Origin of the sequence: Vibrio sp. M260112 (genome assembly GCF_036533775.1) — a bacterium.
GTDB lineage: Bacteria > Pseudomonadota > Gammaproteobacteria > Enterobacterales > Vibrionaceae > Vibrio.
Map to the genome: position 1 here is coordinate 26,239 of NZ_JATABH010000023.1, position 25,403 is coordinate 51,641.

Annotated in this window: 20 protein-coding genes, 1 rRNA gene, 1 pseudogene and 1 other annotated feature; of the genes and pseudogenes, 9 read left to right on the forward strand and 13 right to left on the reverse strand. The window is 44.8% G+C overall.

The window, feature by feature from the left end; genetic code table 11:
* Positions 1 to 2 precede the first annotated feature (2 nt).
* Positions 3 to 1,118, reverse strand: coding sequence for an anhydro-N-acetylmuramic acid kinase (locus QTN95_RS11610; protein ID WP_331417586.1), 1,116 nt, complete (start codon positions 1,116 to 1,118; stop codon positions 3 to 5).
* 99 nt (positions 1,119 to 1,217) lie between these two features.
* On the opposite strand from QTN95_RS11610, the gene nagZ reads away from it, so the two are divergent.
* Positions 1,218 to 2,204 carry a beta-N-acetylhexosaminidase gene (gene nagZ, locus QTN95_RS11615; RefSeq protein ID WP_331417587.1) on the forward strand — a complete coding sequence of 329 codons (987 nt, stop codon included), beginning with the start codon at positions 1,218 to 1,220 and terminating at the stop codon, positions 2,202 to 2,204.
* Between the two features lie 41 nt (positions 2,205 to 2,245).
* Here nagZ and btsR read toward each other — a convergent pair whose 3' ends face one another.
* Together btsR and QTN95_RS11625 are read right to left on the reverse strand one after the other, a co-directional pair.
* A complete protein-coding gene (gene btsR / locus QTN95_RS11620) occupies positions 2,246 to 2,965 on the reverse strand; it encodes a two-component system response regulator BtsR (protein WP_138971371.1) in 720 nt (239 codons plus the stop codon).
* An 8-nt stretch (positions 2,966 to 2,973) separates the two neighbouring features.
* Complete coding sequence (locus QTN95_RS11625) at positions 2,974 to 4,650, reverse strand: sensor histidine kinase (RefSeq protein ID WP_138971370.1); 1,677 nt, start codon at positions 4,648 to 4,650, stop codon at positions 2,974 to 2,976.
* Between the two features lie 240 nt (positions 4,651 to 4,890).
* Here QTN95_RS11625 and QTN95_RS11630 point away from each other — a divergent pair, with 240 nt between their 5' ends.
* Together QTN95_RS11630 and tyrA are read left to right on the forward strand one after the other, a co-directional pair.
* Positions 4,891 to 5,964 (forward strand): 3-deoxy-7-phosphoheptulonate synthase, encoded by a 1,074-nt coding sequence (locus QTN95_RS11630; RefSeq protein ID WP_138971369.1) that lies wholly within the window; start codon positions 4,891 to 4,893, stop codon positions 5,962 to 5,964.
* A 24-nt stretch (positions 5,965 to 5,988) separates the two neighbouring features.
* Entirely contained in the window at positions 5,989 to 7,116 is a 1,128-nt protein-coding gene (gene tyrA, locus QTN95_RS11635) for a bifunctional chorismate mutase/prephenate dehydrogenase (RefSeq protein WP_269377372.1), read from the forward strand.
* Positions 7,117 to 7,165: 49 nt separating this feature from the next.
* On the opposite strand, the gene QTN95_RS11640 is transcribed toward tyrA, so the two are convergent.
* The 3 genes from QTN95_RS11640 to ettA all read right to left on the reverse strand — a co-directional run bounded on the left by QTN95_RS11640 (position 7,166) and on the right by ettA (position 10,391).
* The gene (locus tag QTN95_RS11640; RefSeq protein WP_331417588.1) at positions 7,166 to 8,170 is read right to left on the reverse strand and encodes a peptidoglycan DD-metalloendopeptidase family protein; all 1,005 of its coding nucleotides are present in this window, start codon (positions 8,168 to 8,170) and stop codon (positions 7,166 to 7,168) included.
* 12 nt (positions 8,171 to 8,182) lie between these two features.
* Positions 8,183 to 8,554 carry a PilZ domain-containing protein gene (locus QTN95_RS11645; protein WP_138971366.1) on the reverse strand — a complete coding sequence of 124 codons (372 nt, stop codon included), beginning with the start codon at positions 8,552 to 8,554 and terminating at the stop codon, positions 8,183 to 8,185.
* Positions 8,555 to 8,723: 169 nt separating this feature from the next.
* Positions 8,724 to 10,391 carry an energy-dependent translational throttle protein EttA gene (gene ettA, locus QTN95_RS11650; protein ID WP_138971365.1) on the reverse strand — a complete coding sequence of 556 codons (1,668 nt, stop codon included), beginning with the start codon at positions 10,389 to 10,391 and terminating at the stop codon, positions 8,724 to 8,726.
* Positions 10,392 to 10,650: 259 nt separating this feature from the next.
* On the opposite strand from ettA, the gene sltY reads away from it, so the two are divergent.
* Together sltY and trpR are read left to right on the forward strand one after the other, a co-directional pair.
* Entirely contained in the window at positions 10,651 to 12,606 is a 1,956-nt protein-coding gene (gene sltY / locus QTN95_RS11655) for a murein transglycosylase (RefSeq protein ID WP_331417589.1), read from the forward strand.
* A 15-nt stretch (positions 12,607 to 12,621) separates the two neighbouring features.
* A complete protein-coding gene (gene trpR / locus QTN95_RS11660) occupies positions 12,622 to 12,918 on the forward strand; it encodes a trp operon repressor (protein ID WP_331417590.1) in 297 nt (98 codons plus the stop codon).
* A gap of 24 nt (positions 12,919 to 12,942) precedes the next feature.
* Here the strand turns inward: trpR and yjjX are convergent, their stop codons facing one another.
* The 7 genes and pseudogenes from yjjX to QTN95_RS11695 all read right to left on the reverse strand — a co-directional run bounded on the left by yjjX (position 12,943) and on the right by QTN95_RS11695 (position 20,234).
* Complete coding sequence (gene yjjX, locus QTN95_RS11665; RefSeq protein ID WP_331417591.1) at positions 12,943 to 13,476, reverse strand: inosine/xanthosine triphosphatase; 534 nt, start codon at positions 13,474 to 13,476, stop codon at positions 12,943 to 12,945.
* Positions 13,442 to 15,787: a putative bifunctional diguanylate cyclase/phosphodiesterase gene (locus QTN95_RS11670; protein WP_331417592.1), complete on the reverse strand. Its 2,346-nt coding sequence runs from the start codon at positions 15,785 to 15,787 to the stop codon at positions 13,442 to 13,444. Before QTN95_RS11670 ends, yjjX begins: the two co-directional genes overlap by 35 nt.
* A complete protein-coding gene (locus QTN95_RS11675; RefSeq protein WP_331417593.1) occupies positions 15,771 to 16,805 on the reverse strand; it encodes a polyamine ABC transporter substrate-binding protein in 1,035 nt (344 codons plus the stop codon). The genes QTN95_RS11670 and QTN95_RS11675 overlap by 17 nt, the downstream gene beginning before the upstream one ends.
* A 147-nt stretch (positions 16,806 to 16,952) precedes the next feature.
* Positions 16,953 to 18,131: a prephenate dehydratase gene (gene pheA / locus QTN95_RS11680; RefSeq protein ID WP_138971359.1), complete on the reverse strand. Its 1,179-nt coding sequence runs from the start codon at positions 18,129 to 18,131 to the stop codon at positions 16,953 to 16,955.
* Positions 18,132 to 18,144: 13 nt separating this feature from the next.
* Positions 18,145 to 18,264 (reverse strand) — a sequence feature (Phe leader region).
* A gap of 115 nt (positions 18,265 to 18,379) precedes the next feature.
* Positions 18,380 to 18,706, reverse strand: coding sequence for a ribosome hibernation-promoting factor, HPF/YfiA family (hpf, locus tag QTN95_RS11685; protein ID WP_138971358.1), 327 nt, complete (start codon positions 18,704 to 18,706; stop codon positions 18,380 to 18,382).
* Positions 18,707 to 19,049: 343 nt separating this feature from the next.
* A pseudogene (locus QTN95_RS11690) lies at positions 19,050 to 19,358 on the reverse strand (lytic transglycosylase F); the annotation flags it as partial.
* Between the two features lie 150 nt (positions 19,359 to 19,508).
* The gene (locus QTN95_RS11695) at positions 19,509 to 20,234 is read right to left on the reverse strand and encodes an outer membrane protein assembly factor BamD (protein WP_269377360.1); all 726 of its coding nucleotides are present in this window, start codon (positions 20,232 to 20,234) and stop codon (positions 19,509 to 19,511) included.
* Between the two features lie 134 nt (positions 20,235 to 20,368).
* Here QTN95_RS11695 and rluD point away from each other — a divergent pair, with 134 nt between their 5' ends.
* The 4 genes from rluD to QTN95_RS11715 all read left to right on the forward strand — a co-directional run.
* Positions 20,369 to 21,349: a 23S rRNA pseudouridine(1911/1915/1917) synthase RluD gene (rluD, locus tag QTN95_RS11700; RefSeq protein WP_331417594.1), complete on the forward strand. Its 981-nt coding sequence runs from the start codon at positions 20,369 to 20,371 to the stop codon at positions 21,347 to 21,349.
* Positions 21,350 to 21,351: 2 nt separating this feature from the next.
* Positions 21,352 to 22,080: a peptidoglycan editing factor PgeF gene (gene pgeF / locus QTN95_RS11705; RefSeq protein ID WP_331417595.1), complete on the forward strand. Its 729-nt coding sequence runs from the start codon at positions 21,352 to 21,354 to the stop codon at positions 22,078 to 22,080.
* Between the two features lie 111 nt (positions 22,081 to 22,191).
* Complete coding sequence (gene clpB, locus QTN95_RS11710; RefSeq protein ID WP_331417596.1) at positions 22,192 to 24,765, forward strand: ATP-dependent chaperone ClpB; 2,574 nt, start codon at positions 22,192 to 22,194, stop codon at positions 24,763 to 24,765.
* A gap of 550 nt (positions 24,766 to 25,315) precedes the next feature.
* A 16S ribosomal RNA gene (locus tag QTN95_RS11715) occupies positions 25,316 to 25,403 on the forward strand; the annotation flags it as partial.

Genomic DNA, 25,403 nt, shown 5'->3' on the forward strand with positions numbered 1-25,403 from the left:
CCTTATTTATCAGCAAAGTACATCACACCAAGGCTAGCCAGTTTGGAGGCTCCGGTGACTTCAGGCAGATTGCTTGGCAGATTGTGAATGCGGCGATAGGCCAGCCAAGCAAAGGCCATCGCTTCGATATTATTACTGTCGACGCCTTTGTCATCGGTTAGCATCACCTGCCAATCTGGCAATAGCTCGGCTAAGCGTTGCATGAGTAGTGGGTTATGAGCGCCGCCACCACAGGTTAATAACTCTGGCGTATCGCCTAGTTTGAATTTTTTGACTTCATTAGCAATAGTTTGCGCGGTGTATTCACACAAGCTTCTTTGCACATCAGCAACCTTCGTTGAGTAACGGTTGAGGATGTTTTCTAACCAAGGCAAGTTGAACAGTTCGCGTCCGGTGCTTTTAGGTGCTGGAAGTGTTAGGTAAGGTTCATCAAGGAGTTCTGACAGTAGGTCAGTATCAATCTTGCCTTGATTAGCAAGCTGAGCATCTTTATCGAACGCGATACCTTGATGTTTATAACACCACGCGTCCATCAACATATTGCCAGGGCCTGTGTCGTAACCAATGATGGGGTGCCCCGGTCTTAACACCGAAATGTTGGCAATGCCGCCGATATTGAGTACCACAACGCTTGAGCCATTCGATTTGAAAATTGATTGGTGGAAAGCAGGAACCAGAGGGGCACCTTGTCCACCCAGTGCAATATCTTTGCGTCGAAAATCGGCGACCGTATCTATCTGCGTTAGGGCTGCAATGATATTGGCATCACCAAGCTGGATGGTAAAAGGCGCGTCCCCATTAGGTTGGTGGAAGACGGTTTGACCATGATTGCCGATGGCAGTGATTTCTTTTGCTGTTCGTCCGCTTTTGGCCAACAGCGCTTGTACTGCTTCCGCATAAAGTTTGCCGAGTTGATGATCTATGTGACCAATTTCTGGAAGCGTAGTTGATTGACCCAGTGACACATTTAGGATTCGTTGTTTAAGCTGCTCTGGAATGGCATGGTCATGGTTTTCCAACAGGCGAATATGACAATCGTCAATCTCGACCAGTGCAGTATCGATTCCATCAAGGCTAGTGCCAGACATAATGCCAATGTATAACTCTTTTGTGGTCATGCTCAATTTTCGCTAACAGTGAAGTTTAACCGTTGTAAACAGAGAATAATCCTAATAACCTCGGGAGCATAGCGAAATTGAGCTGGATGTGGAGAAATTATGGGACCGTTATGGATCGATGTGGCTGGTTGTGAACTGACTGCAGAAGATAAAGAAATTCTTGAACACCCAACCGTAGGTGGTGTGATTCTTTTTTCTCGAAACTACCATGATAGTGCGCAATTATTGGCGTTAAATAAAGCTATTCGTCACGCGGCTAAGAGACCTATTCTGATTGGTGTTGATCAAGAAGGTGGACGAGTACAGCGCTTTAGAGAGGGGTTCTCCCGAATTCCCGCTGCGCAGAGATATGCCCAGTTTGAAAACAGTGAGCAGTTAGCTCAGCAAGGTGGTTGGCTGATGGCTGCTGAGCTGGTGGCCCATGATATCGATCTTAGTTTTGCGCCTGTGTTGGATCAGGGGCATGAGTGTAAAGCGATCGGAGACCGTTCGTTTGGTGAGGATATGGATACCATCGTTTGCCATAGTCTCGCTTACATGAAAGGAATGAAATCGGTAGGAATGGCGACAACTGGCAAGCACTTCCCTGGTCATGGTGGTGTGATTGCTGACTCACATTTAGAAACCCCATTTGATTATCGCGATAACATTCTCGAACAGGATATGGCGATATTTAAAGCGCAAATCGAAGCCGGCATTCTTGATGCAATGATGCCAGCTCATGTTGTTTTTCCCCATTACGATGACCAGCCAGCGAGTGGTTCTGAATACTGGCTCAAACAAGTACTGCGTTACCAACTAGGTTTTAAAGGCATCGTTTTTTCTGATGACTTAAATATGGAAGGTGCGGCGATTATGGGGGGGCCAGCAGAGCGGTCTCATCAAGCATTGGTCGCAGGCTGTGACATGCTGCTGTTATGCAATAATCGACAAGGTCAGATTGAGGTGTTAGACAATCTGCCTATCATGGAAACGCCTGAAGCGGTTAAACTGTTGAAGACACAAAGTTTTACCTTGGAAGATCTGCAACGCAGTGAGCAGTGGCGACAAGCGTCAGATGCGATGAAATGTATTTTAGAATCCTAACTGAAAGAGCCGCGACTGCGGCTCTTTTATTGATTGCTCAGTCAGTGAAAACCGAGTTTCTCTTTGAGGGTTTTAAGGTAACGACGACTCACTGGAAGAGGGTGATTGCTGACTGTGATAATTTCGGCCAAGCCATTTTCCAGTAGTTTAATTTCTTTAATGGCACTGATGTTGACGAGAAACTGTCGATGACAGCGAACAAGAGGTGTTTTCTCTTCTAACACTTTAAGTGTCAACTGAGACGTCGCTTTCTGTTCATGGGTCTGAACATGAACACCGCTAATGTCACTATAAGCAAACTCGACATCTTTAGTCGGAATAATAACGATTCTGTTGAGCCCAATACACGGCACCTGATCCAAACAAGGAGGAGCGATAGCGGCAATTTGCTCCTTATTGACTCGTTGTGTTTTCAGTAGTCGGTTAACTGTCTTAGTAAGCCTTTGGGTATCAACTGGCTTCAACAGATAGTCAAAGGCATTATCCTCAAATGCCTGAACGGCAAACTCATCATAAGCCGTAACAAACACGACTTTTGGCATCGTTTCGGGGTCGAGCATCGCCAGCAGCTCAATTCCCGTTATTTGTGGCATTTGGATATCGAGAAACACCACGTCAGGTTTAAGCTGATTGATTTTTTTTAACCCTTCGATTGCGTTGCTGGCTTGTTCGATAACTTGAATATGCCCAGTTTCTTCTAACAACTCTGTCAGTTCTTCGCGAGCAAAGAGTTCGTCATCTATGACTAATGCTGAAAGCATGGTGTTCCTTAATGAGAGTGTTCGTTGGGAATGATAAAGCTCATTCGCGTAAGTCTGTCCGGTTCTACTTCAATAGTGAGAGCCGAAGCACGACCAAATTTATTCGTGAGACGTTTGTCTACGATTTGCATACCTAATCCTAGATGGTCATCAGCGGGGGGAGAGTAACTGCCCGCGTTATCTTCAACAACGATACGATAACCCTCTTGCTCGACCTGACTGTAGACGCGAACAACGCCTCCGAATAGCAGATTTGATATCCCATGCTTGATGGCGTTTTCTACTAGTGGCTGAAGGGTAAATGTTGGCACTTTGCGACTGAGTAAACTTTCTTCGATGTCTATCGTTACTTCAAGCCTGTCGGTAAAACGCGCCTTTTCGATGGTCAGGTAGGCGTTCACATGGGCAAGCTCTTCTTTGAGGGTGACGGTTTCGATATCTTGCTTGAGATTGCTACGGAAGAAATGAGAAAGATGCTGAATAAGCTCTCTTGCTTTCGCGGGGTCTCGGCGAATAACTGCACTGATAGTATTTAGAGCATTGAACAAGAAATGCGGGTTGACTTGAGCATGGAGTAGTTTGATTTCCGCTTGAGATAACAAGGTTTGTTTCTGCTGGTAGTCACCAAATAGAATTTGGCTTGAGAGTAATTGGGCAATCCCTTCAGCCATCGACATATTGATGGTAGAAAACAGTTTTCGCTTGGGTTCGTACAACTTGATTGTTCCAATCACTCGTTCTCCCGCACGTAAGGGAATAATCAGTGCCGAACCAAGCTTGCATTCAGACGACAAAGAACACTGATAAGGCTTTTCCTTACCGTCGAGGTAGATAATGTCATTTTGTTGAATCGCATCTAATGTGCTTTGTGAAGAGATCGGGGTATTAGGTTTATGGTGATCATCCCCGATGCCTACAAAGGCTAGAATCTTTTCATCGTCGGTAATAGATACAGCACCAACGTTGGTTTCTTCGTAGATGATTCGAGCGATTTTCTCTGCATTTTGGCTGTTAAATCCTAATGCCAGGATACCCACTGAACGTTCAGCTATGTTGAGTGCACGCCGTGAAAACGTGGCTGAATACTCTTCGAAGATGGTTTTCCTGTCATGCAGAATACTCATAAATAAGGCTGCGCCGACAGAGTTAGCAATGATCATCGGAGCTGCAATAGCAGATACCAAGTTATACGCTTGATCAAAAGGTTTGGCGACGATCAGGATGATCAGCATCTGGACGATTTCTGCCACTAAGGTAACGGCAAAAACCACACTCGGATTAAAGAGTTGTTCAGACTTTCCTTTACGAAGTAGGTAGATATGCAGTAAGCCACCAATCAATCCTTCGGCAGTGGTTGATATTGCACAAGCCACGTCGGTGAAGCCACCGAGTGAGTAGCGGTGTAAGCCTCCGGTTAGTCCGACAAAAAAACCAACAATAGGCCCACCAAAGAGTCCACCCATTACCGCGCCTATCGCTCGGGTGTTGGCAATGGCATCATTGATCTGTAAACCAAAGTAAGTCCCCATAATACAGAATAGAGAGAACAGCACGTAGACGCTCAACTTGTGGCTAAGTCGGTTGGATATGTTCAGCAATGGCAGAAATATAGGGGTCTTACTAAGCATGTAAGCCAGCACTAAATAGACACACATCTGCTGTAGTAGGGAAAGAATCAGATCCATAGCAATAAAATTAGGTGTGGATTTATCCCTTATTCTAGATAACAAACCGCAGAGAAAACATGCTTATCTCATCATTCTTCGCTAAAACCAGCTAAAACCTCACGTGTAAATTTAAATTTACATTGGTGTTTTTTTTAGTTTACATGTTGCAATCTAAATTTGGGCTGTTATTTTATGTTTATTCAAGACCAAGTGATACGGATGAATCTTGGTGTAAAAATAAATATACAGGTTTAGGTTATGCAAAAAAGTGAATTGAGCAATATCAATATTAGTGATGAACAGGTTCTGATTACGCCAGAAGAGCTCAAGGCAAAATTGCCTCTTAGTGACAAAGCTCGTCGCGCTATCCAAGAATCACGTCAAACCATCGCGAATATCATCCACAAGAAAGATCACCGTCTGCTTGTTGTATGCGGGCCATGTTCAATCCACGATATCGATGCTGCGAAGGAATACGCTAAGCGTCTTAAAGCACTTTCAGAACAACTGAGTGATCAACTGTATATTGTTATGCGTGTTTACTTCGAAAAACCACGTACAACGGTTGGCTGGAAAGGTTTGATCAATGACCCACATCTAGATGGCTCTTTTGATATTGAGCACGGTCTTCATGTTGGTCGTGAGCTACTTGTCGACCTGGCTGAAATGAATATTCCATTAGCCACTGAAGCTCTGGATCCAATCAGCCCACAATACCTAGCAGATACCTTCAGCTGGGCTGCGATTGGTGCCCGCACCACTGAATCGCAAACTCACCGTGAAATGGCGAGTGGTCTTTCCATGCCAATTGGTTTTAAAAATGGTACAGATGGTAGCTTAGCAACGGCAATTAACGCGATGCAAGCTGCTTCTTCAAGCCACCGCTTTATGGGTATTAACCGTGAAGGTCAGGTTGCTTTACTGACGACTCAAGGCAACCCAAATGGTCATGTGATCCTACGCGGTGGTAAGCAGACCAATTACGATTCAGTTTCTGTGACTGAGTGTGAGCAGGATATGGCCAAGCATGGTTTGGAAGCTTCGCTGATGGTAGATTGCAGTCACGCCAACTCACGTAAAGATTTCCGTCGTCAACCTTTGGTTGCAGAAGATGTGATCCACCAAATCCGTGAAGGGAACAAATCGATTATTGGCCTAATGATCGAAAGTCATATTAACGAGGGCAATCAGTCATCTGATATTCCGTTAAGTGAGATGCAATATGGTGTTTCTATCACCGACGCTTGTATCAATTGGGATACAACTGAGGCACTATTACGCCATGCACATGAAGAGCTAGTCCCTTTCCTAGAGAATCGTTTGAAAGGCTAATGTAGAAGAGCACAAGGAACATCAATGGCCGTTGAATTGAATGAGTTGCGTGATCAGATTGACGCAGTAGATAAACAGATTTTGGATTTGTTAGCCCAGCGACTTGCGTTAGTCGAGAAAGTCGGTGAAGTGAAAAGTAAACACGGCTTACCTATCTATGCCCCAGATCGTGAAGCGGCAATGCTGGCTTCACGTCGTCAAGAAGCAGAGAAGAAAGGCGTGCCCCCTCAACTCATTGAAGATATTCTTCGCCGCACAATGCGTGAATCTTATGCCAGTGAGAAAGATTCTGGTTTCAAATGCCTTAATCCTGAGCTTCGCTCTGTGGTGATTGTCGGCGGTCACGGTCAGCTTGGTGGCTTGTTTGGTCGTATGTTTAAGCTTTCTGGTTACGACGTTAAAGTGCTTGGGAGCAAAGACTGGGATCGAGCTGATGAAATGCTTGAGAATGCTGGGATGGTTGTGGTGACGGTTCCAATTCATCTTACCGAAGGTGTGATTGAGAAACTGGGTCAGTTACCTAAAGATTGTATATTGTGTGATTTAACCTCGATTAAGTCTAAGCCACTGCAAGCGATGCTTAACGTGCACCAAGGGCCGGTGGTTGGTCTGCATCCAATGTTTGGTCCTGATGTTCCAAGTTTGGCTAAGCAGGTGATTGTTTACTGTGATGGCCGAGGCGAAGAGAGCTACCAATGGTTGCTGCAACAGTTTTCTATTTGGGGCGCGAGCTTATGTCAGATTGATGCGAGTGAGCATGATCATGGTATGACCTTGATTCAGGCACTACGCCACTTCACTTCATTTGCATACGGTCTTCACCTTAGCCGTGAAAACCCCAATATCGATAAGCTACTCAAGCTGAGTTCACCTATTTATCGCTTAGAGCTCGCTATGGTTGGGCGACTATTCGGTCAAGATCCTAATTTGTACGGTGACATCATTCTCTCTTCTCAAGAGAATATCGACATGATCAAGCGTTTTCACCGTTGTTTTGGTGAAGCCTTGGAGATTCTTGATGGCAAGGACAAACAGGCATTTGTTGAGAGTTTTGACAAAGTCAGTGACTGGTTCGGTGACTACTCGCAGCAGTTCCTTGAAGAGAGCCAAAATTTGCTGAAGCAAGCCAATGACTCCATCCACAGAGGATAGAGTTAGGGATGCAAAAAGAGCGACTGAACGTCGCTCTTTTTGATCGCTATTATTGAATCACCACAGGTTCTGCTTGTGAAGCCTGTTCGTTTTTCACCGTGCTCACCGAGTTATCACTATACGGTGTATTGGTCAGATTGACCTGTAAGCGCACTGTTTCATCGATGATTTTTACCAGTGGAGCCCATTTGACTCCGTTCTCGTTTTCGAAAAGATAGTTAAAGTTCTCTGGCGTCCAATCCATGGTGTATTGCGGGTTGAGTGCTCGTCCTAAAAAGCGTACTTCGTAATGCAAGTGAGGCCCTGTTGAATTACCCGAGTTACCACAAGTGGCGATCAGATCCCCTTTACTTACAAACTGACCACTGCGAACTTTAAACTTGGCGAGGTGAGCATAGGAGCTCATAAAACCAAACGAGTGTCGAACGGTGAGAAAGTTACCAAATCCTTTTGAACTCGGGCGCACGGTTTCTACAACACCATCCGCAGGAGCATAAATCTCTTCACCGCGTTTACATGTCAGGTCGATGCCCGTATGAGTATGACGTTTGCCGGTAATTGGGTTCGTACGTCTGCCATATGGAGAAGATATGCGCTGGTAGTTGAGCGGCGAATCGTTCGGGATCATACGGAACATGGTCGCACGTACTGCTGAGTCAACCGCTGCGGCATCAAGTCGGTCTTCAAGATTCTGTTCATCGCTGAGTGTTTCATCAGCGAGTCCCAATACAGACTCTACGTCAAAGACACGTTTACCGAGAACTTGAATCTGGTTACGCTTATCTTCCAATTCCTGAGACAGTGAATGGGTGGTGTCCACTTGCTCTTCGTAGAGCATCTCGAGTTCGTTTTTAGCCTGTTCTACTGAGCTGAGTTGATCGAGCAGAGCATTGTAGTTTTGTTGCGTTTTCTGCTGTTGTTGCCAGAAATAAACCCAACCAGAACCTAGCGTACCGATCAGTAGCATAGAGGAAACAACGAAGTTTTTTCTTGAGATATAGAAGTGTTGTACCCCTGATGAGTCAGGGATAGAAATAGTAATTTTTTTTGACATAAGCTAGTTAGGCTAGGTGTACTCACCTAAATCAGATAAGTGTTCGATGTCTCGATGTAAGAGCTCATCATCACCTACGTTTAGTTCGACCAACCGCTTCAAATGCCCGATACTTTCAATATCAATGTGATCAATACTCAGACGAATCACATTGTTATTAAGGCCAACAATATTCCCTACAAGTTGGATCGTAACATCACTTCCTGGAAGCGAAAATTCAACATCAACTTGTTTACCTACATCGAGTAAATCTGATTGGTCACTGGTAAGCAATAAACCGTGTAGCGAAAGATCGCTGACAAGGGCGATCACCTCAACGGACTCTTGTGTCAGTACTGCTTGAGCTTGGTAAACAATACGCGAAAAACGACGGCGTTCGATCATAACTTTCTCTCTTAATTGCAACTCGTAAGAGTATCAAAATTAAAGTGGCCACTATACGCGCTTGTTCGCATTCTTCGCGATCGCAACACGGACAATTATCCGTATTGTGAGCTATATAATAAAGGCCGCTATATTAGCGGCCTTTGCACAAATTTCAAGCTGTATCACATTATTTAGCAATACGCTTGTATTTGATTCGATGCGGTTCCGCAGCTTCTGGACCAAGGGTTTTCTTCAACCAATCCATATACTCAGTATAGTTACCTTCGTAGAAGTTAACCTGACCTTCGTCGCGGTAGTCAATGATATGGGTCGCGATACGGTCTAGGAACCAACGGTCGTGCGAGATAACCATTGCACAGCCAGGGAACTCAAGTAGAGCTTCTTCCAGTGCACGTAGCGTTTCAACGTCAAGGTCGTTGGTTGGCTCATCGAGTAGCAGCACGTTACCGCCAGCTTTGAGAAGCTTAGCCAAGTGAACACGGTTGCGCTCACCGCCTGATAACTCACCGATGATCTTCTGTTGGTCTGAACCTTTGAAGTTAAAGCGAGAGCAGTAGGCACGTGCAGGAATTTCGAAGTGGTTGATTTTGATGATATCCGCGCCTTCAGAAATCTCTTGGTAAACGGTTTTCGAGTCATCCATTGAGTCACGGAACTGGTCAACAGAAGCAAGTTTAACCGTTTCACCCATTTCAATCGTGCCTGAATCTGGTTGTTCAGTGCCACTTAGCATCTTGAACAGCGTCGATTTACCGGCACCGTTAGCACCGATAATACCAACGATCGCACCTTTAGGGATGCTGAATGAAAGGTCATCAATCAGTACTCGGCCATCAAATGACTTAGTCAGGTTATTCACTTCAATAACTTTGTCACCTAGGCGCTCGCCTGGCGGGATGAATAGTTCGTTAGTCTCGTTGCGCTTCTGACGATCACCGCTTTGTAGTTCCTCAAAGCGAGCCATACGTGCTTTAGATTTTGACTGACGACCTTTCGGGTTTTGACGTACCCACTCAAGTTCTTTCTCAATCGTCTTTTGACGAGCTTTTTCTTGTGAAGCTTCTTGTTGTAGACGAGCATCTTTCTGCTCTAGCCAAGAAGTGTAGTTACCTTGCCATGGAATACCTTCACCACGGTCTAGCTCTAGAATCCAACCAGCAGCGTTATCTAGGAAGTAACGGTCGTGGGTGATTGCCACAACAGTGCCTGAATAATCAACTAGGAAGCGTTCTAGCCACGCGACAGATTCTGCATCCAAGTGGTTAGTTGGTTCGTCAAGAAGAAGCATATCTGGGTTTGATAACAGTAGGCGACAGATCGCTACGCGACGGCGCTCACCACCGGATAAGTGTTGGATCTTCTGATCCCACTCAGGCAGACGCAGTGCATCCGCAGCACGTTCTAGCGCGTTATCTAGATTGTGACCGTCTTTTGCTTGAATCAGTGCTTCAAGTTCACCTTGCTCTTTTGCTAGCGCATCAAAGTCGGCATCTGGCTCCGCGTACGCAGCGTATACTTCGTCAAGACGCTTCATTGCACCGGCTACATCAGAAACCGCTTCTTCAACGATTTCACGAACAGTCTTCGACTCATCCAGTACAGGTTCTTGAGGAAGGTAGCCAACATTTAGGCCTGGTTGTGGGCGTGCTTCACCATCGATATCGGTATCAATGCCAGCCATGATGCGCAGTAGGGTTGATTTACCCGCACCGTTTAGACCCAAAACACCAATTTTTGCGCCTGGGAAGAAGCTTAGAGAGATGTCTTTAAGAATTTGTCGCTTTGGTGGCACAATTTTGCTCACGCGCGACATGGTATATACGTATTCAGCCATTGCCGATCGTTCCTAAATAGTCAATTCACGGAAATGGTTATTTTATACTAAGAGCGAGCAGTTTGTTACTAGATAAACGGTGTGCTTCGCTGTCGGGGTCATTTATTGGTGATTTAACGCGCACTGCTTCACTTAAAGCAAGCCAAATGTCACAGTTATGTGAATTTATTATTATTTACATCTCCGCGCTTTACAGGTCTGATTACAATGAGTCTTAATAAGGAACATCATAGCTTTCTATTCTCTAGGACGAGCCTTTATGACGCAGACTTTCCGAAAGTCGCTGCATCGCATTTCTTCATCGCTAGCTCTTGTTTCTTCGATGATATGCAGCGCAACCTTTGCCACATCTGTGGTGGCTGCTGATTTAAAACAGCAAAGAGATTTGTATGACCAAGCTCAAGAGTTTTTAGATGCCAAGCAAGTCGCTCAGTATCTTAAAATTCGTCCACAAATCGCTGACTACCCGCTGACGCCTTACATCGATTACCGTACCTTTCTCGTTGACATTGCACAGCGCTCGCCAACGGAGGTTGAGTCATTTATCCAACAGCATCAAAGTTTCCCTTTTTCAGCTCGGATTCGAGCCCCGTATCTGGACGAATTGGCAAAAAAAGGTGATTGGAAGACCATATTAGCGTTCCAAACGAGTGAGCCTCGTGGCGAAACGTATCAATGCCATTATTACAATGCACATGCTCAACAAGGAAATGAAAAGATAGCATTCGAGGGGGCAGAAAAACTCTGGTTATCTGGGCACAGTATTGCGGATGCTTGTGATCCTTTGTTTGAGGCATGGGACAAAGCCGGGCTGAAAAGTGATCAAATGGTCGTTGAGCGCATGCTTCTCGCTTTTGAAGCACGCAATGGTACCTTGATGAGCTACCTGAAGAAACAGGTCAAGTCGTCGCAGGCGACAGGCCAAGCGGAACAGATGCAGGATCTATTTGGGAACCCCGAACGAGTCGGAGCGTTTGCAAAAAAACAGCAGGTAACGCCTGTTAATCAGAAACTGGCTGAACTGGCTCTGAAGAAACTTGCCCGTAAAGATGTCGAACAAGCTCAGCAGCAGTTCAGCTTGGTGGCTCAAGGACAAAAGCTGACGGAGGATACTCAGCAATCATTGGCGGACTACATCTCGTTTCGACTCATTAATACGGACTCTTCATCATTAGCTAAATGGCGTGATAAGCAGATAGTAAAGTCATCAAACGTCGCATTGATAGAGCGTCGTGTACGGCTCGCTATCCAAATGGCAGATTGGCCAAGTGTTGATAAATGGATTCACAAGTTACCTCAGCCTTCTCAGGAAACTCTCCGTTGGCAGTATTGGTTAGGGCGCAGTGAGATAGAGTCAGGTCAGAAAGCTCAAGGCCATCAGCGCTTAGAGAGATTAATTGGTCAGCGTAACTTTTACAGCGTGGCTGCTGCGAAAGAGCTTAAGCGTTCGGTCGAGTATCCAACCTCAGAAATTTCACTCGATAAGAGTCTGCTTAAAGGGTTTTCTACCGAGCTGATAAGAATAGAAGAACTGATTGATCGCGATAAGATTACCGCAGCGAAAAGTGAGTGGCGTTGGCTACTTGAACGAGCAGATAAAAAACAGCAAGAGATGTTGGCTGCATTTGCTTCTTTCAAGGGCTGGCACCATTTAACCGTTGCAGCGAGCATCAAAGCACAAATGTGGGATAATTTGCAGATTCGTTTCCCAGTCGCTCATCGCTGGTGGTTTGATTTCTATGCAGATAAACACAGCATCGACCCAATAACATTGATGTCTCTGGCTCGCCAAGAGAGTGCGATGGATATCGAAGCAAAATCCCCCGTTGGTGCTCGTGGAATTATGCAGATTATGCCCTCAACCGCTAAGTACACGGCGAGAAAGTATAAGCTGACCTATCAGGGCAAAGATGATTTGTACCAAGTGGGTAAGAACATCGAAATTGGCAGCCATTATCTCGATGGACTGCTAAAACAGTACGATAACAATCGAATTTTTGCGTTAGCCGCGTATAATGCAGGACCTCATCGAGTGAAAACCTGGCGAAGTCAGACCCAGGGAAAACTAGACGCTTATGCATTTATCGAGGCGATACCATTCAATGAGACACGTGGATATGTGCAGAACATTTTAATGTTTGAAACTTATTATCGCGAAGTCTTAGGAGTGGATGGGGCGTTCTTGAATCAGCATGAGCTGAACGCGAAATATTAGCGAGCACCTTATCAAATGTCATTGGAACCAGAATACAAAGAGTGGCAGCAGATCTTAGACCTGATTGACCAAAGCACTCAATCTCAACAGCATGAAATGTTACTAACCATGCTACTGACTCCTGATGAGAGAGAGGCTTTAGTGGCGAGAGTCAACATCTTCCGTGAGTTACTGAAAGGGGAGTTGTCACAGCGACAGATAAGCCAGATGCTAGGTGTTGGCATTGCAACCATCACACGTGGCTCCAATGAACTAAAATCAAAAAGTTCTGATGAAAAACAGGCGATTGCTCAGTTGCTGAATAAAAAATAAGGATGCATTTGCATCCTTATTTTTTTACAGATTCGCTGGAAAGTGGTCAGGATTGGCAAAAGGAATCAAGGCGAGAATCAGCGCTTGATGATATACGGAGCTGCGGGTCAGCAGATTATGAGTAAGTAAGCTGATCGCCCCCCCTTTTTGCTTAATATTTTCAGTCGCGAATACCTCGTCCATCACATCGCCCAATTCATTCGCGTCTTTGAGCTTCTCTATGACCAGTGGTGGCAACATCAAACTGGCAGAGCGCGACTCGCCACGCTGAGTCGCCGATTCAATGACCATCCAGGCAAACGTGACATTACTTTCGATACCCGCCTCTAAACCAACATAATAATCGGCATCAGGGACAACTTGTTTGGCGTTACGGACTCGGTTTATGGCACCGGTATACGTTTCTTCATTGCTCATCGGTTGGTCTGCAACTTCGCTTGGAACACTTGTACCGACAAAATCAAACTTCTCAGTTGGAAAAGTGGCTTCGAAGGCACTTTTAACCGCATTGATTTTGGCAGGATTAAGCGATGCTACAATCACCTTCTTTTTCGACATCTCGACTTCCTTTGGATTGAGTTTGAGCAAACTGTAACTGGGATAAAGGCAGAGGAGCAGAGAGATAGTAGCCTTGCATATAGTCGCATTTATTGTCTGCTAACCAGCGGTGCATCTCTGGTGATTCAATCCCTTCCGCGGTCACCATCATAGATTGAGAATGACAAAGATCAACCAGTGGTTTCACAACTTGTTGATTATCGGTTTTGATTAAGGTTTCCAAAAACTCGCGGTCAAACTTAATTTTCTGTACAGGGTATTCGACTAGCTGAGTAATAGAACTGTAGCCGGAACCAAAGTCATCAATCGTCAACTTAAAGCCCATCTGCGTCAAAGCGTAGAGCAAGCTATAGCTTTGTGAATCGGATGCAAATGTTTCTGTGATTTCAAAATCAATCAAATCAGCCTGAATCGGATACAAGGACATCAGCTCTTCAATGTCGTTCGCTAACTGTAGTGAATCAAGCTCCGCAGAAGAAAGGTTGACTGATAGCTGGATCGGCTCGTCAAAGCAAGCCTGCAATTTGGTAAAATCTTTGAAAGCTTGTTTTATAACCCAACGGTCTATCATGCCAAATAGCCCAATCTGTTCAGAAATTGGGATAAATTCAGTTGGTGTCACCTTGCCGAGTTTCGGAGAATCCCAGCGTAATAAAGCCTCGACACCTTTTATCTTTTCACCTAGGCGATCATAGTAAGGTTGGTAGAGCAACGTGAATTCATTGTCTAAGTCACCGTTGCGTAGCGCTCGTTCTACCTGAGTTCGACGTTGGACAATATCATCAAGCTCCTTCGAATAGTGAGCGATTTGGTTTTTACCTGCTCGCTTGGCTTGATACATCGCCGTATCGGCGTTTGAAAGTAGTTTTGCAAGCACCATACCGTCATCTGGGTATGAAGCGATACCGATACTGGCGGTAATAGGGAAGCGACCTAGTTTAGGATCCGCATGATTCTGAATCGGTTCTAATACCGCTTGTGCGATGTGATCAGCATATTGACCGTCGTGGCCGGCGGCGATGAAAATGGCAAATTCATCACCAGATAGACGAGATGCCATGCATTCAATGCCATGGTGTTGCTGTTTACTTTGGCTAAGTGTGCGAATGTGCTCGGCAAAATTGACCAGCAATGAGTCCCCTATATGGTGGCCATATTTATCGTTGACGTATTTAAAATTGTCCAAATCGATGTACAGAATCCAAGCGTGAGTATAGCGATGTTTGTTTGCGAGTGTGCGCTCAACATACACTTGGAATTGGTAGCGATTGGCAAGCTGAGTCAAATGGTCATTTTCAGCCATCGCTTTGGTTTTTTGGTAGCTTGAATTGAGTTCTTTATACATATCGTAGAAACGAACAGAAAGGCGACCAATTTCATTTTTACTAGTGAGTTTCTCGATATTAACCCGTTGACGAAGTTCGACCTCTCTCAGTTGACGATCAAGGTGGGTGATCGGACTGATGACGTGACGGTAAAGTAAGAACAGTAGGATTAGCACCGTGGCCGCGGAAGAGGCGCCAAAGGAGAGCTGCAAACGCTGTTCAACTTTAGCGAGCTTTTCTGTTATTAGATATTGTGCGGGATCTAACGTTGCGTACAGCCCTGTTTTAAGCTCAATAGATTGCGTTAATCCGGACTTGGTCACTGGCTGCGAAGAAAAGAAAATACTGCTGTCGTTGTCGAATTCCAGACTACTTTTGAGCTGATCAAACTTGCTCAATGAAAGAGACACAACAACAAAGAAAACTTGATCCTTGTTGTAACTCAAGGGTGAGCTAAGAGTATGAGCATCAAGCACATCATAGCGAATCAGGATACTTTGACCTTGATAACCTTTGGCGAAACCAGTGTGAGAATTGTCACCAGTGTTTTGATAGAAATGCTGCACATACTTTAAGACGTTCTCATCGAGCTTGGCAAAAGGATCACTCTGATTGTCCGCATAAAAACGAACATTCTGTTGACCATCTATAATGGCAACAGCAATGTCATCTTCTTGATTGGGTTGCAGGCTCTTTATGGTGTCTTGCAGGTTTTCAATCATTCTCATCTCGCGATAAGGATTATCCGACTGACCGAAGTAACGGCGAATAATGTCGCTCTTAGTTAAGGTGAGCGAGTAACTATTGATCAATGAGATAGATTGACGAAAATGGCTGGCAAGCTTCTCCATAGAAAACTGCAAGTAGCTGCTTTCACGCTTTATGAATGCGTCCTTTTGATTCATATAGATGCTATAGCTAGAGATAGCCGCACTTAATAGGATGACGGGCGCAACGAGTAGCAGGACTCTAGTGTTTAACTTCATGTTGACTTAGTAACCTATTAATTATCTTTGCTCTTAGACTGATGTTTTCTGCCGAGAGTTCGCTATCTATAAGAGCATGCTCTAACCGGTTGGCTGGTGGAAATAATGTTGTATCGTTTAGGTACCAGTCGGGTAAGAGCTCCGTTGCTTTAATATTCGGAGTCGCAGCTTTTATATCGATTGCATTTGTTGCGGCTACATCTGGCGTCATTAAATACTCTAAAAATTCCACTGCTTGTGCTTTGTTCTCAGAGTGGCTGCTTACAGCCAGACAGTCTATCCAAATAAACATCTCCCCTTCAGGGATGACGTATTCCCATAGATTTTGACCAAGATAGCGGTTCAACGAGTGCTGATCGCCACTGTACGCTAAGGCCATTTCTAAAGGGGCATCGTCAGATTGGCTTCTGATATGGCTGAGAACATATTCGTAGGTGTGAACGGCTCGATTGAAAACGAGCAGTTTAGGGTAGGCTTCCTGCAACTCAGCAGGGTTAGCGGTTGTCGGTGACATGTTTAGGCTATAAAGAACGGGTAAGAACGTTTCAGTACTGTCATTGATCATCCCGATTTTACCCACTAGCTCTGGTGGAGGAGTCACAAACTCTTGCCAAGTTTTTGGTGGTAAAGAGATGCGATCTTTGCGGTAAGCGATGCCTACCGATCCCCAGAAGTAAGGAACGGCGTAGTCACCGCACGCTTGGTTCCAACTCTCTGCATTATTCGTTCTGTTTTTTAGCTGGGTTAACTCTTCAAAAGCGCCATTTCTTCCGTAAATTTGTGCCGACACATTGTCGAGTACGACGACATCAAATGGTAGCTGGAAACTTTTCATCATCAATAGACTACGCTCGTCATCATTATCGAAATGAGAGAGATGAAGTGGCACACCTGACAGGGCTTCCCAATTGTTCCGTACGGTTGGTGAGAGAGAGTCTTCCCACATGTAAATGCTTAATGAAGAAGCGCAAACTGAAGAACTGATCAGAAACACTAGGGATAACAACGAAGTTCTCATGCTGACTGGGCGATACCTTAAAAGAGTACTTACGATCAGCTGAATAGAGCTGACACAACACTAATATGCAACTAAATATTAGATACTAAGAATATCAGTGAAAAGTGTCAGCTGTTAGATAAGATTTCTTTGAGCTACGTAGACTAATTATTGCAATTTAACCTGAGTGGGCTTCACATTTTCGCTTGGGTAACACCCCAATACTTTCAGATGTTTAGTGATCTTAGTCAATTCATTCAACGCATGCTGCATTTGTTGAGAGTCTAAATGAGCTTCGAGATCGACGTAGAACATCTCTTCCCACGGATTACCCATGATAGGACGTGATTCCAGTTTAGTCATATTGATGCCGTAACGTTGCAGTATCAACAGTGTTTCAACCAGTGAGCCCGCTTCTTGGGACGTTGACATGATTAAAGTGGTTTTCGCAGGGATTTGCGCAGATACCTCGACAGGCTTACGAGCAACGACAATAAAGCGAGTATGGTTTTCTGTCTGGTTGGCGATATTACTTTGAATAGGCTGTAGACCGTACAGTTTACCGCTGGACGCATTGCCAATCGCTGCGACATCATTGCGGTTTAGTTCCTTTACTTTTCTCATTGCGTCGGCGGTGCTGGCACAAGATTCAAGCTTAACGCCTTCGAGTTTACTCAAGAACTCACTACACTGTGCATGTGGTTGCGGGTGTGAGTAGAGTGTTTTGATCTCTTCAAGACGTAGATCGGAGTTCGCTACTAAGCAATGCTCGATAGGCAGCGTTAGCTCGCCGACAATGTAGAGAGTAGTGTGTTGCAGTAGGTCATATACTTCGTTAATTGAACCTGAACTGGTGTTTTCGATAGGAAGTACACCAAAGTCTGCATGACCTGACTCAACAGTATTAGTGACTTGCTTGAAGTGTTCACAGTTCAGTTCGATGAGTTCTGTGTTCTTGCGACTGAAGTACTCTCGACTGGCGAGATGTGAGTATGAGCCCTTTGAACCGAGGAATGCAACACGAGCCAGAGGCTTGCGGCTCAGCTCTGGGTTTGCCAAATTTTGCAGGTATGATTGCTGTAGTAAAACAGAGTCTTCGATGATGGTGTGGAATAATTTGGTGATGTACTGAGCATCAAGTTGGTACTTATCCTGTCCGTTATTGATCAACTTAACTAATAGCTGTTGTTCTCGATCGGCATCTCGTACAGGTTTTGAGGTCTGCACTTTACTTTTCGCGACCTCTATACTCATTTTACGACGTTCAGATAACAGTCTTAGCAGCTGATCATCCAGTTCGTTTAAACGCAGTCGTATTTCTTCAAGTGAGTATTTTTGGTCAGTCATCCTAGTATTCCTCATAAAAAAAGCCTCCCGTGGGAGGCTTTCTGTTCGTTTTTGACTTATCTTTCGAAAACGCGAGAGCCCTCAAGTTAAATGGAGAAAAAAGAAGTCAAAAAAGAACAGAGTGAGTTGGTGCATAACAATTTACTTTGTTGTGAATCTTTAAACACAATAAGCAACGGAGTATGGAGCGTCAACAAAAAAATAGCGCCCCTAGGCGCTATTTTTAATTGCTGGTACAAAATTCGATTTTATTCCGTTTCTTCTTCAAGCTCTGGCTTATCGGTACGGCGCGCTTCAGGTTTGTGGCGCAGTTTGTTTAGCTGGCGTTCTAACTTTTGTTCTACCTCATTAACGGCAGCATATAAATCTTCGTGAGTAGCGGAAGCAACTAGTTGTCCTTTAGGCACGGTGATAACAGCTTCAAATTTCTTCTGTTTATTTGGCTCCTCGCTGAAGGTCGCCTGACAACCGATGATGTCTACTTGCCACTTTTCTAACTTCTTAAACTTGCTCTCAATATGAGTGCGGATTGCAGAGGTGATGTCGATATTTTTACCAGTGATATTTACTTTCATAGATGTTTTCCTCTGTTTAATCCCTCATGGGTTAACTCCAGATTACTTATTCAAAGATAAAATAACGTGATCTAAATCACTTATTGGTAGGTGTTTTTCGTGCTTAAAACTAAACGTGATCCAACTCAAAGAGTACGTGAATTTTAGTGTGAAAAAGCTTGTGCTAGATGAAAAACCGATTAGATTGGTAAGGGTAACGTGCTAAAAATTCAATGCTTTTTAGGGACGTTGTTCGACCTAATAAAAGTCTTTGCCTATCATTTAGCCACCTAGCATTTGTGAATTAAATCCCAGATTTTCTTCAGCTTTATTTCTCTAACTAACTTCAAATAACTCTTGATCTCTATTCAATGGTCACTAATTGGGCTTGTGCCGCTTGATACTCCCTTAGCTGCTTTAGAGATTTGAGCTGTTTGTAGATGACAAAGTAGCGATTGATATTGGATACGTAGTGAACGGGCTCTCTGCCGATATTTCTTCGAGCCATAATTTCTACGTTGCGAAACCATTTGTTCGGGTCATAACCATTCTGTTCAGCGAGTCGTCGCATTTTCCTAATATTGGCTGGCCCTGCATTGTACGCGGCTAATGTAAAGTAGACCTGATCATCAGGAAGGATATTGTCGTCATTGAAATATCGGTCCTTGAAAAAGCACAGTAAAGAAATAATAGCAACGGTTCGTAGCATGCAACACCTCAACAATACACTGAATAAAATGTAGTTCTTTAGTTCAACATGCGCAAAGTTCGCCAATAAAAAAACCTCCATGTCGGAGGTTTTTTTGCTTTATTTAATAGACGCTTACTGAGGGTTAAGCTCAATCAGTTGCTCAGTTCTTTTGATCGCATCTTCAAGTCCTAGTTGCTTGTAGGCTTCCAATTGAATCTCAAGTGATTTGCGAGCGGCTTCAGTATCTGGATAGGTTTTTTGCAATTCTTGGGTGCGGTTAATCGCGGCAATCCAAGCCTCACGGCGTAGATAAAAGTCGGCCGTTGCTAAATCATATTGAGCAAGACGATTTTTTAGCGCATACATGCGTTTTTGTGAGTCTTCTGCGTAAGGGCTATCTGGGTAGCGCTCAAGCAGTTTCTTAAAGTCAGCAAAGGCTTTTTTCACAGGCTCAGGATCACGATCGCTACGATCAGTGTTAAGCAAGTCATGCATAAAGTTGCGGTCTTGTGCCATGTGTGTCAAGCCACGCATGTAAAGAACCCAATCCAATTTTTCGTGAGTTGGGTTTAAGCGTGTAAAGCGTTCAATCGTCGCGAGACCTAATGCTAGGTCATCATTTTTGTAGTACGCATAAATTAGGTCTAGCTGAACCTGTTCTGAGTAAGCACCAAATGGGTAACGAGAGTCGAGTGCTTCAAGCTTATCAATGGCAGTAAGCCAGTTACCACTTTGAAGCGAAACCTGTGCTTCTGAGTAAAGCTCAGATGGTGGCACATCTGGAACAACCTCTTCGCTGCTAGAGCAGCCTACCAGTACTGATAATGCCAACAAGCCAGATAAAGTATGCTTTTTCATGTCAGGATTCGATTCCTTGAGATAAATATTTCTGTTGCTTCCGTTACTTTCTATTCCGTAACAGATACAATGTCCAATAGTACATTTTTCCACAGTAGTGACAATTAGTCTCACAGTTTTTAAAAAAGTTCGATATGGCCCAGCAGATTGAGTTAACAAACACAGTAAAAGATAGCCAACTAGGGCAGCGCCTAGACCAGGCTATTGCGGAATTATTCGCTGATTTCTCTCGTTCACGCCTCAAAGAGTGGCTATTGGACGGGAAAGTTCAGGTGAATGGTGAAGTCGTCACCAAACCTCGTACCAAAGTGATGGGCGGTGAAGAGATTATTCTGCAAGCGGAACTTGAAGATGAGCAGCGTTGGGAAGCGCAAGATATTCCATTAGACATCGTTTATGAAGACGATGACATTCTAGTGATCAATAAACCACGTGGTTTTGTTGTTCACCCAGGAGCAGGCACGCCAGATGGCACTGTGCTGAATGCTTTACTCCATCATTACCCAAATATTGCCGAAGTACCTCGTGCAGGTATCGTTCACCGTCTAGATAAAGACACAACGGGCTTGATGGTTGTAGCAAAAACAGTTCCGGCACAGACACGATTAGTTCGTGCTTTGCAGAAAAAGCGTCACTTTACTCGTGAGTATGAAGCGATTGCTATTGGTAGAATGACCGCAGGTGGGCGAGTAGAACAACCTATTGGTCGTCATTCAACGAAGCGTACTCTAATGGCAGTAAGCCCAATGGGCAAACCCGCCGTAACGCATTACCGAGTGGCAGAACACTTCCGCGAACATACCCGTATCCGTCTACGTCTTGAAACTGGTCGTACGCACCAGATTCGTGTGCACATGTCATACCTACAGCACCCTCTGTTAGGTGATACTGCCTATGGTGGACGTGCACGTATTCCGGCGGGCGCGACAGAAGAGTTGGCGACAATGATTCGTTCATTCGACCGTCAAGCGCTTCACGCTGTGATGCTAAAGTTTGAACATCCAATTACAGGCGAGGAAGTCGAATTCCATGCGCCTGTACCAGATGACATGGTTGCCATGGCAGAAGCTCTGCGACAAGACGTTCGTGAACATGGTTTAGGCGACGAGATCTAACCATGGAGATGATCATCCCCAACTGGCCAGTTGCGAAACATATAAAAGCGTTTTCCTCTACTCGAGGAGAAGTTTTTTCTGTTGGCGCTTATCAAGGACTTAACCTTGGGACTCATGTTGGTGATGATTATGCGATCGTTGAGAAAAATCGTCATTGGTTGGCGCAGAAAGCGTCTATGCCTTCTGCGCCAGTATGGCTGAATCAGACCCACTCAACAGTGGTGGTTAACTTAGATGCTCCAACCAATGAAGTACTGGATGCTGACGGAGCGTTTACTGAGCACCAAGGCGTCGTCTGCTCGGCAATGACAGCTGACTGCTTACCAGTACTACTGACCAACGTGTCAGGCACTCAAGTCGCCGCGGTTCATGCCGGATGGCGAGGACTAGCGCACGGCATTATCGAAAATGCTGTCGAAAAGTTTGAGGGTGAGGTTATGGCGTGGATTGGTCCTGCCATTGGACCGCGTGCATTTGAGGTTGGTCAAGATGTCGTAGAGGCATTTACTTGTATTGAACCACGAGCCATTGATGCCTTTGAACCCCGAACTCAACAGGGGAAATGGCTAGCGGATATGAACCTACTTGTTACCCAACGACTGCGTCGAGTCGGTGTTGAGCAAATCTTTTATAGTAATTTATGTACTTACTCTGACTCTGAACGATTCTATTCCTACCGCCGAGATGGCATCACAGGCAGACAAGCGACCTTTATCTGGATAGAAAAATAATCGCTTTATTTCCTACCGTAAACTCTATTCCTCCCCTTGAAAAACTCTATTGGCGTATCCATCTTTCATACTGATTAGTTATTTTTTCTCAGTTGAGATAGGAAGGTAGATATGCGTCTTGACAGATTCACAAGCAAATTCCAAATCGCCATATCTGACGCTCAATCGTTGGCATTGGGCCGCGATCATCAATACATTGAACCAGTGCACCTGATGGTGGCATTAATGGATCAGAATGGCAGTCCTATTCGTCCCTTGCTCACCATGCTAAATGTAGACATTACTCATTTGCGCTCGAAATTGAGTGAGATCCTTGACCGTTTACCAAAAGTGAGTGGTATTGGTGGCGATGTGCAGCTCTCTAGCGCTATGGGAACCATGTTTAACCTATGCGACAAAGTGGCTCAGAAGCGTCAAGATGCCTACATCTCATCAGAGATTTTTCTATTAGCGGCATTGGAAGACCGAGGCCAGTTGGGCTCACTACTGAAAGAGCTAGGCTTAACTGAAACTAAAGTATCTGAAGCCATCGATCAGGTTCGAGGTGGACAGAAAGTGAATGATCCGAATGCGGAAGAGCTTCGCCAAGCACTGGAAAAATTCACCATTGATCTGACAGAGCGTGCTGAACAAGGGAAACTCGATCCAGTGATTGGCCGCGATGACGAAATTCGCCGCACCATTCAAGTTTTGCAGCGTCGTACCAAAAACAACCCTGTCATAATTGGTGAGCCGGGGGTTGGTAAAACAGCGATTGTTGAAGGTTTAGCGCAACGTATCGTTAATAACGAAGTACCCGAAGGCTTGCGCGGTCGTCGCGTGCTCTCGCTCGATATGGGAGCGCTGGTGGCAGGTGCTAAGTATCGTGGTGAGTTTGAAGAGCGTCTGAAATCGGTTCTCAATGAACTGTCTAAAGAAGAGGGCAACATTATTCTCTTTATCGACGAAATTCATACGATGGTTGGTGCCGGCAAGGGAGAAGGCTCTATGGATGCAGGCAACATGCTTAAGCCTGCATTAGCGAGAGGAGAGTTGCATTGCGTTGGTGCGACGACACTTGACGAGTACCGACAATACATAGAGAAAGACCCAGCGTTGGAGCGTCGATTCCAAAAAGTCATCGTTGATGAACCAAGTGTTGAAGATACCGTGGCGATCTTGCGAGGACTTAAAGAGCGTTATGAACTTCATCACCACGTTGAAATTACCGACCCAGCGATTGTTGCTGCGGCGAGTTTATCGCATCGCTACGTATCAGATCGTCAGCTACCCGATAAAGCCATCGACTTGATTGACGAAGCGGCTTCCAGCATCCGTATGCAAATCGACTCTAAACCGGAATCTTTAGATAAATTAGAGCGTAAAATCATTCAGCTCAAAATCGAGCAACAGGCTCTGATTAATGAACATGATGATGCCAGTGAAAAACGACTAACTATCTTAAACGAAGAGTTAGCGGATAAAGAAAGAGATTTTGCGGAACTGGAAGAAGTCTGGAACGCAGAAAAAGCGGCTCTGTCGGGAACACAGCATATTAAGTCAGCACTAGAACAAGCACGCATGGATATGGAGTTTGCCCGTCGAGCTGGTGATCTTAACCGAATGTCTGAGTTGCAATATGGGCGTATCCCTGAACTAGAAAAACAGCTAGATCTTGCGACTCAAGCTGAAATGCAGGAAATGACCCTACTGCGTAATAAGGTCACAGACAATGAAATTGCCGATGTTCTGTCTAAGCAGACGGGGATACCGGTATCGAAAATGCTGGAAGCAGAAAAAGAAAAACTGCTACGTATGGAAGATGTGCTGCATAAGAGCGTCATTGGTCAGACGGAAGCGGTAGAGGTAGTCTCCAATGCCATTCGCCGTAGCCGTGCAGGCTTGTCGGATCCAAACCAGCCAATTGGCTCATTCCTATTCTTAGGCCCAACAGGGGTAGGTAAAACCGAGCTATGTAAGACACTGGCTAAATTCATGTTCGATAGTGAAGATGCGATGGTTCGTATCGACATGTCTGAATTTATGGAAAAACACTCAGTGGCGAGATTGGTAGGTGCGCCTCCAGGTTACGTCGGTTACGAAGAAGGTGGTTATTTGACAGAAGCGGTTCGTCGCAAACCGTATTCAGTAATCTTGTTGGATGAAGTCGAAAAGGCGCATCCTGATGTCTTTAACATCTTGCTGCAAGTGCTTGATGATGGGCGTTTAACTGATGGGCAGGGTAGAACGGTCGATTTTCGCAATACTGTGGTGATCATGACCTCTAACCTAGGTTCGACTCGAATCCAAGAAAACTTTGGAACGGTCGATTATCAGGGTATGAAACAGCAAGTAATGGATGTAGTGAGCAAACACTTCCGCCCAGAGTTCCTAAACCGAGTTGATGAAAGTGTGGTGTTCCACCCGTTGGGTCAAGACCACATTAAAGCGATTGCTTCTATTCAATTAGCGCGTTTATCTAAACGAATGGAAGAGAAAGGTTACTCGCTAGAAGTCTCAGACAAAGCGCTGGAACTTATTGCTCAAGTTGGGTTTGACCCAGTATATGGCGCAAGACCACTCAAACGAGCCATTCAGCAAAGTGTTGAGAACCCGCTGGCGAAAGCCATTTTGGCAGGTAAAGTTGTCCCGGATCTGCCAGTTAAATTGTTGGTGAACAACGATCAGATTATTGCTCACCAATAATTACAGCTATTACAGCACTTGCAAAAGGGCCCTTTTTAAGGCCCTTTTGCTCTGTTTTTAGGCTTATTGTTTGTTATGTGAGCGAACGATGCGAAAAACGGTATTTTTTTGAATTTAGCTCTTGTACTCATTTGGAAACTCCCTATAATGCGCCTCCGTTGCCACGGGATACCGAGCTAATAAGCGCTGGCAATAACGACGGTGAAAGTTAACTAATAACTTTCGAAGAAATAACGAAAAAAGTGTTTGACACTGAAAGTTATCTCGATAAAATGGCCGTCCGTTTTGAGAAGACCTCAAAACAAAAGCTCTTTAAAAATATAGACCTATCAATCTGTGTGGGCACTCGTTGATGATAATCCAATTAGAAATTTCTCTAAATAAAGAGGGGTTTCAAATTAGGTTTCAATGAAACGAAGTGACCATTCGAATTGGGCAACAGCCTTGAGCTGTTTTGTTTTACTTTTTCAAAAGTAAAGACCAATAAGAGCACAGTCAATTCAAACATTACTTATGTAATGTTCAGTATTCATTGAGCCGACAAAATCTTAAATTGAAGAGTTTGATCATGGCTCAGATTGAACGCTGGCGGCAGGCCTAACACATGCAAGTCGAGCGGAAACGAGTTAACTGAACCT

What these genes read in the sequence shown, in the direction of transcription:
- QTN95_RS11610 (WP_331417586.1), bottom strand. Translation starts at nt 1,118, where the DNA reads ATGACCACAAAAGAGTTATACATTGGCATTATGTCTGGCACTAGCCTT.
- nagZ (WP_331417587.1), top strand. Translation starts at nt 1,218, where the DNA reads ATGGGACCGTTATGGATCGATGTGGCTGGTTGTGAACTGACTGCAGAA.
- btsR (WP_138971371.1), bottom strand. Translation starts at nt 2,965, where the DNA reads ATGCTTTCAGCATTAGTCATAGATGACGAACTCTTTGCTCGCGAAGAA.
- QTN95_RS11625 (WP_138971370.1), bottom strand. Translation starts at nt 4,650, where the DNA reads ATGGATCTGATTCTTTCCCTACTACAGCAGATGTGTGTCTATTTAGTG.
- QTN95_RS11630 (WP_138971369.1), top strand. Translation starts at nt 4,891, where the DNA reads ATGCAAAAAAGTGAATTGAGCAATATCAATATTAGTGATGAACAGGTT.
- tyrA (WP_269377372.1), top strand. Translation starts at nt 5,989, where the DNA reads ATGGCCGTTGAATTGAATGAGTTGCGTGATCAGATTGACGCAGTAGAT.
- QTN95_RS11640 (WP_331417588.1), bottom strand. Translation starts at nt 8,170, where the DNA reads ATGTCAAAAAAAATTACTATTTCTATCCCTGACTCATCAGGGGTACAA.
- QTN95_RS11645 (WP_138971366.1), bottom strand. Translation starts at nt 8,554, where the DNA reads ATGATCGAACGCCGTCGTTTTTCGCGTATTGTTTACCAAGCTCAAGCA.
- ettA (WP_138971365.1), bottom strand. Translation starts at nt 10,391, where the DNA reads ATGGCTGAATACGTATATACCATGTCGCGCGTGAGCAAAATTGTGCCA.
- sltY (WP_331417589.1), top strand. Translation starts at nt 10,651, where the DNA reads ATGACGCAGACTTTCCGAAAGTCGCTGCATCGCATTTCTTCATCGCTA.
- trpR (WP_331417590.1), top strand. Translation starts at nt 12,622, where the DNA reads ATGTCATTGGAACCAGAATACAAAGAGTGGCAGCAGATCTTAGACCTG.
- yjjX (WP_331417591.1), bottom strand. Translation starts at nt 13,476, where the DNA reads ATGTCGAAAAAGAAGGTGATTGTAGCATCGCTTAATCCTGCCAAAATC.
- QTN95_RS11670 (WP_331417592.1), bottom strand. Translation starts at nt 15,787, where the DNA reads ATGAAGTTAAACACTAGAGTCCTGCTACTCGTTGCGCCCGTCATCCTA.
- QTN95_RS11675 (WP_331417593.1), bottom strand. Translation starts at nt 16,805, where the DNA reads ATGAGAACTTCGTTGTTATCCCTAGTGTTTCTGATCAGTTCTTCAGTT.
- pheA (WP_138971359.1), bottom strand. Translation starts at nt 18,131, where the DNA reads ATGACTGACCAAAAATACTCACTTGAAGAAATACGACTGCGTTTAAAC.
- hpf (WP_138971358.1), bottom strand. Translation starts at nt 18,706, where the DNA reads ATGAAAGTAAATATCACTGGTAAAAATATCGACATCACCTCTGCAATC.
- QTN95_RS11695 (WP_269377360.1), bottom strand. Translation starts at nt 20,234, where the DNA reads ATGAAAAAGCATACTTTATCTGGCTTGTTGGCATTATCAGTACTGGTA.
- rluD (WP_331417594.1), top strand. Translation starts at nt 20,369, where the DNA reads ATGGCCCAGCAGATTGAGTTAACAAACACAGTAAAAGATAGCCAACTA.
- pgeF (WP_331417595.1), top strand. Translation starts at nt 21,352, where the DNA reads ATGGAGATGATCATCCCCAACTGGCCAGTTGCGAAACATATAAAAGCG.
- clpB (WP_331417596.1), top strand. Translation starts at nt 22,192, where the DNA reads ATGCGTCTTGACAGATTCACAAGCAAATTCCAAATCGCCATATCTGAC.